The sequence below is a fragment of the Algoriphagus sp. genome (assembly GCF_024642405.1).
Lineage (GTDB): Bacteria > Bacteroidota > Bacteroidia > Cytophagales > Cyclobacteriaceae > Algoriphagus.
Window position 1 is genome coordinate 1 of sequence record NZ_JAHEBC010000260.1, and the last position, 5,396, is coordinate 5,396.

A 5,396-nucleotide genomic window follows, 5' to 3' on the forward strand; every position below is an offset into this window, starting at 1 on the left:
ATCAAAGGAATACTCCATCCAAAAAAAGCATTCATTGGCAATGCCAGTAAATAAAGAATGGTGCCCATTCTTGCGAGCTGAGTTAATAAATAGCAGATGGAAGCATAGATTCTTGCCCAGAGGCCAAACCTTTGCTCGAGGTAGAAATAAGCTGATTCGCTATTGAGTTTGCGATAAAGTGGAACGAAGTATTTAACGGCAATAAGCGCAGCTAAAGGAATAGAAAGGCTGAAAACAAATCCATTCCAATTGGATAAGTATGCGTTTCCGGGCAAAGCTAAAAAGCTGATACTACTGACGAAAGTTGCAAAAATCGACATCCCAATTGCCCAGGAAGGAAGTCTTCCACCTCCAGTGGTGAAATCATTTGCTGTTCTTTTTCGGAATGAAAAGGAAATCCCAAAACCTACGATTGCTACCATGTAAATCAAAAAAATCGCAAGATCAAGAATGGGTAGATTCATAAGTTTAGGGAACTTTGGTCTTAAAGTTTAGGTGGTTAGGACTTTTGAAACAGCCTCTTTTACAGATTTATATTTTTCTTTTAGTTGCTCTTTTTCAGTTTCATTAAAAGCCACAAGCGGCAAAGCTAAAATTCCTTGGCATAAGCCTTCAAAGGACATACAAGCTTTAAGCCCTTTGAGGTAGTTCGATTGATATGTACCAAGATTATATAAATTATCACTTAGAAATTGGACGGTTTCATTCAGGGCTTTGATTCTTTTTTTATCCTGATATTCCAAAGCTTCGAAAAGTTTGACATAAAGAGCTGGGAAAAGATTTGCTCCACCTGTCACGCCACCATGTCCCCCCATATTCATGGTTTCCACTAAAATTTCTTCTGGGCCAACCAGTACAGTGAATTCAGGATACTCCCTAAAATTATCACAAAGACTTTCGAAGTATTTTTGATCTCCGGAACTGTCTTTTATTCCTATGATATTTGGATGATCTGCCAGAGTTTTTACGGTTTCCAGTTCAATTTTAATCCCGGTATGGGAAGGCATATTATAGAGGTACAAAGGTAAATCAACATCATCAGCCAATCGAGAGAAATAATATACCAATTCTTCCTGCCCAATATTCATATAGAATGGGGTAGTAGCTACCAAAATATCTGCACCAGCCTCTTTGGCACAGTAAGCCAAATCTAAACTTTCCTGAAAAGAGCAATCCGTGATTCCTACCAAAACAGGAATACGATGATCCACTTTTTTGCAGGTGAGTTGGATAAGTTTCTTTTTTTCCGTTGAACTCAAACTTGCAAATTCTCCGGTAGTACCCAAAATAAAGATTCCATGAACTCCGCCCGAAACCATATGCTCAATGATGAGTTCAAGGCTTTTTTCATCAAGAGAAAAATCTGGGTTTAGGGGAGTGATCATCGGAGGGATGATGCCTCGAAATGGTTTTGGGAATGACATAAAATAGGTTTGAGAGGGTTATTCTAAAGTGAGAGAAACGTATTTTATTTTCTCTCTATTGTAAGTGTAAGTCATATGGATTGTACCATCCTTTGCTTGGATGATGGCGGGGTAACTGAATTCACCTTTTGATTGGTCTTCCAAAACATGAATTTCTTCCCAGTTTTTTCCGTCCAATGACATCATTAATGATAGCTTATTTCTCCCGTCTTTGATTGGGTTGCAAAGCAGCAATTGTAATCCACTTTTTAAAGTCACTGCATCAATCCCGGAATTATTGTGAACCAATCCCGTCGATTCTACCGTGGACCATGTTTTTCCTCCATCACTGGACCAGGTTGTGCCGATCACATCTTCTTGCGTCCGGGCTAGTAGTTGTAGTTTACCATTTGGATAACTTAAAATAGTCGGTTGAATGGCATGAAAAGCTCCATTATCGATTTCTATTTTTTGCCAATTTTGGATATTCTGGTTTGTTGTTTCCACATGCATACTCCAAACTCCATTCGTTTCGAAGCTGCTACCATAAAGGATAGTCCCATCGGGTAAGCTGATTGGCTTGTTTTTTACTGGCCCCAACATGCCGGGAGGGATTTGAATTGCTTTCGACCAAGTTTTCCCTTCGTCATCTGAAGTTTTGTATAGTCCCCACCATTCTCTTGGGTTTGGCCCTTCCTTGTAATAAAGAATTGTTTTCCCTTGCGAAGTTTTAAAAAGGACTGGATTCCAGGTTGGGTTTCTAAAGACTTCATTTTCTATTCCATCGGCAACCATTTCTGGAGTGGACCAAGTATCATTTTTCAACCTGGAAGTGTAGATACTGACATCTGGATGCCGTTCGTAAGTTCCTCCAAACCAAGAGGCCAAAATTCCATCTTCTGTTTCCAAAAGGGTAGAGGCATGGCAAGAGGGGAATGGGGCGGTCTCATAAATGAATTCAGATTTTAAAATTTTAACTTCTGGTTTTTCAGCCTGATTTTTCAAAAAGCTGAATGTCAGCGCTAGAAGTATGGTTATCACATGAAACATAAAAATTTTGATTTGGCTAGGTTGATTTTAGGTTTAAGCTAACAAAAAGCAGTTATAAGTTGGAAAAACAATCTTGTACTCACCTGAAATTTTATTTCTTCGTTTCTAGGTTTAAGTCTATAAAATCCATGAAATGATTCCAATCTTCCAAGGTTAATCCATGCTTGCCATTTCTGATATGATATCCAGCAGATTCTTGGATTATTGGCGCGTGTAAATCTTCAAAATCAGAGTCAAAAGAGACTGATTTTTTATAGATATCGTTGTAAACTCTGCTTCCTAATTGCATGGATAAATATTCGCCCTTTGGATCAGCCCATAAATCTTCTCTTGCACTTGAAAAATAGATTGCTCTTGGAGCAACCAGCATTGCGAGCATGTGTTGGTCGATGGGTAAAGAGTCTTCCTGATCATTGTATTTTTTGAAATTATCATTAAACCAATGTGGAAAAGAGGTATTGATTATTTTGACGGTTTCCCCAAACTTCCGTCTAGAAATAGCAGCGCCGCCGCAACCTGATTCATTTCCGATTACGACTGCCCATCTTGCATCATTTGCTCCGGTCCATAAGGCGGTTTTGCCAGATCTTGAATGACCTACTATAGTTGATTTTTTGGCATCAATCAGTGGCTCTTGTTCAAAATAATCCATTGCTCTCATAGATGCCCAACCCCAAGCTCCAAAAGTTCTCATCCCATTCGGCTTTGAAAGTTCCTCAGGATAAAGTTTGGAAAGGATCCCTTGTGAAAATGTTTCGGCATCATCTGGAGCCACGGTTTCTCCATGAAAAGAAGCAGTGGCAAAACCTCTTTTCACAAGCTCCTCAACTGGCCAATAGCCTTCTTCAGCGATTCTGCCATCACTATATTTTGGCCTATGATTGATCAATAAAATTATCGGAACTGCTTGATTACTTGATTTCGGTATGAATACATTTAATCTCATTTTATGACTGTTTCCATTTCTGAAAACTGTGATATCAACTTCTTTGAATATTGTTGACTCTGGGAAAGGGTTCGGGTTTTCAGAAACTTCTGCAAAAGAGATCTCATCAAAATCTGTTGGAATTGGGCCATAAACATCATCTGTGAAAAGCTTTATCAATTCTGGTTTCCGGGTATTTTCCCAATCAGAAATAGTTTTAATCAAATGACCTTTTTCGCTTATAAAAGGGTCTGGAAGTATTAAAGGTGGAACTTTACTTTCGTCTTCATTTACTGTTCGCTGTGCCATAAGATCAAAGTTTAATATTAGAAGAAGGCCGGTAAAAATGATGTAGTTTTTCATGTGTTTATTATTCGATTTTCAAAAGCCACATGGAATCTGGTATTTACCATAATCATATCAGTATTTGAGGCTCAAAGTCATGCTAGATTTTAATTGGCTTCTGATGTTGCCATTGGATTTGGCACGTATTCTTCGAAGGGATAAGTTCTTGGTAGTACTTCAACCCCGCTAGTCACCTTCAATGGAGCCTGACCTGCAAAAGTAACTTCCATAAAATAACCTTGAAATCCATTTTCGGGTTGTTTCATTTGATAGATATACTGCCCATCTTCTGTTGACGGCAACTCAGTTGCTTTCCAGTTGGGGCCAAATTCATCTACTCTAAAATCCCTGGCTTTTTCATTGTAAGCGGTCCATATTTTGACTGAGATAGGTTTGTTTTCTGGATCTGCCTGAAATGAGATTAAGTCATCTTGAATTTTCCATTCGTATTTAGGTCGTTGGTTTTGATTCAAAATCGAAGAATAAAAAGAAATCATATTGGGTAAAGCATCAGATTCACTCAAATCATGTCCAAAATTTGGAACATATTGAATATGTTTTTCTCCTTTTAGATCGCCCCAATAAAACTCCCAACTATCAGGCTGAAAAAACTGATCTCCAGCAGCATTGATTAATAATTTTGGCATATCCAGATCTGCTCGGAAAGAATAAGGCTCCGTGATTTCCAATAACCGATCAAATTCAGGTGTCCCCATCCAATCCATGACTCCTTCCCTAACATAATCGTCGACTGCTGGTGCCCAAAAACCATAGTTTTTCCAATGATGTTTAAAGGATGGTTCAAGGTTCAACATATCTATCACAATTGGAATAATTGCCACTACGCGATCATCCACTGCAGCGGTAGTCCAAGTAGTCCAGCCTCTTTTTGAAGCTCCTGCAACTACATAATTTTTCAGATCCTTGCTATAATAAGTTTTGACCAATTCAGATGTTGCATCCATCGCTAGCTTTACTGCTTTAGTCATCGGTAGCCTTGCTAGCCAAATGGCATCTTCATCTTTAGCCCCACCTTCCAGAAATTTTCTCCAACCGTAAGAAATGATCGCATCCTCATACCGCTCGCCAAAGGTATCATTGGCAAAAGTCAAAGGCTGAAATGGGATATTGTGAACTTGGGCAACAATGGAATTTGTCTGGGTTGCAGCAGCCAAAATCAATTCATCAGGATTTTCAGGCATTTTTGTATTGGTACTTCCTCCGCCTATCCACATCATTCCTGTTTCAAAGGGAGTATCTCTTGGCACCACTATCGATACCCAATGCCACCATTCAGTTTTATCTACTACATCTGGCGTCAACCAGCTTTGAGAAGTCATTTTTAGGACATGGTAATCGTAGTCAGTCCCGGTCACAGTATGCACTACTTCAAAACTGAATTTGCTATCCGGTGCCATTACATATTCTTTTAGGATACCCTCTGATTTTGAATCAGGAGTAGTTATTTGCTCTTTAGGCTCTTCGCAAGCTGAAAAAAAAGAAAGGACAAAAGTCGAGATTATAAGACATCGAAGAGGTCGATAAAAATAAAGTTTCATTTAAGATTGGATTTATGTTAACAGTCTAAAATCTAATAATTTAAAATTAGACCAACAATCCATTTACTTCTAAAAAGGAAAAGTGGAACAAAATTCATCTTTCTTTATTCGCTC

At 38.6% G+C, this 5,396-nt stretch carries 4 protein-coding genes and 1 pseudogene; all 5 read right to left on the bottom strand.

Annotated elements, in window-relative coordinates; translation table 11 throughout:
- A pseudogene (locus Q0L68_RS15620) lies at positions 1–464 on the bottom strand (sodium:solute symporter); the annotation flags it as partial.
- Between the two features lie 27 nt (positions 465–491).
- Positions 492–1,424, bottom strand: a complete 933-nt coding sequence (locus tag Q0L68_RS15625) for a dihydrodipicolinate synthase family protein (protein WP_296705021.1) — start codon at positions 1,422–1,424, stop codon at positions 492–494.
- 18 nt (positions 1,425–1,442) lie between these two features.
- Positions 1,443–2,453: an exo-alpha-sialidase gene (locus Q0L68_RS15630; RefSeq protein ID WP_296705023.1), complete on the bottom strand. Its 1,011-nt coding sequence runs from the start codon at positions 2,451–2,453 to the stop codon at positions 1,443–1,445.
- Between the two features lie 91 nt (positions 2,454–2,544).
- Positions 2,545–3,687, bottom strand: coding sequence for an acetylxylan esterase (locus tag Q0L68_RS15635; RefSeq protein ID WP_296705025.1), 1,143 nt, complete (start codon positions 3,685–3,687; stop codon positions 2,545–2,547).
- A gap of 143 nt (positions 3,688–3,830) precedes the next feature.
- A complete protein-coding gene (locus tag Q0L68_RS15640) occupies positions 3,831–5,282 on the bottom strand; it encodes a PhoPQ-activated pathogenicity-related family protein (protein ID WP_296705026.1) in 1,452 nt (483 codons plus the stop codon).
- Positions 5,283–5,396 lie beyond the last annotated feature (114 nt).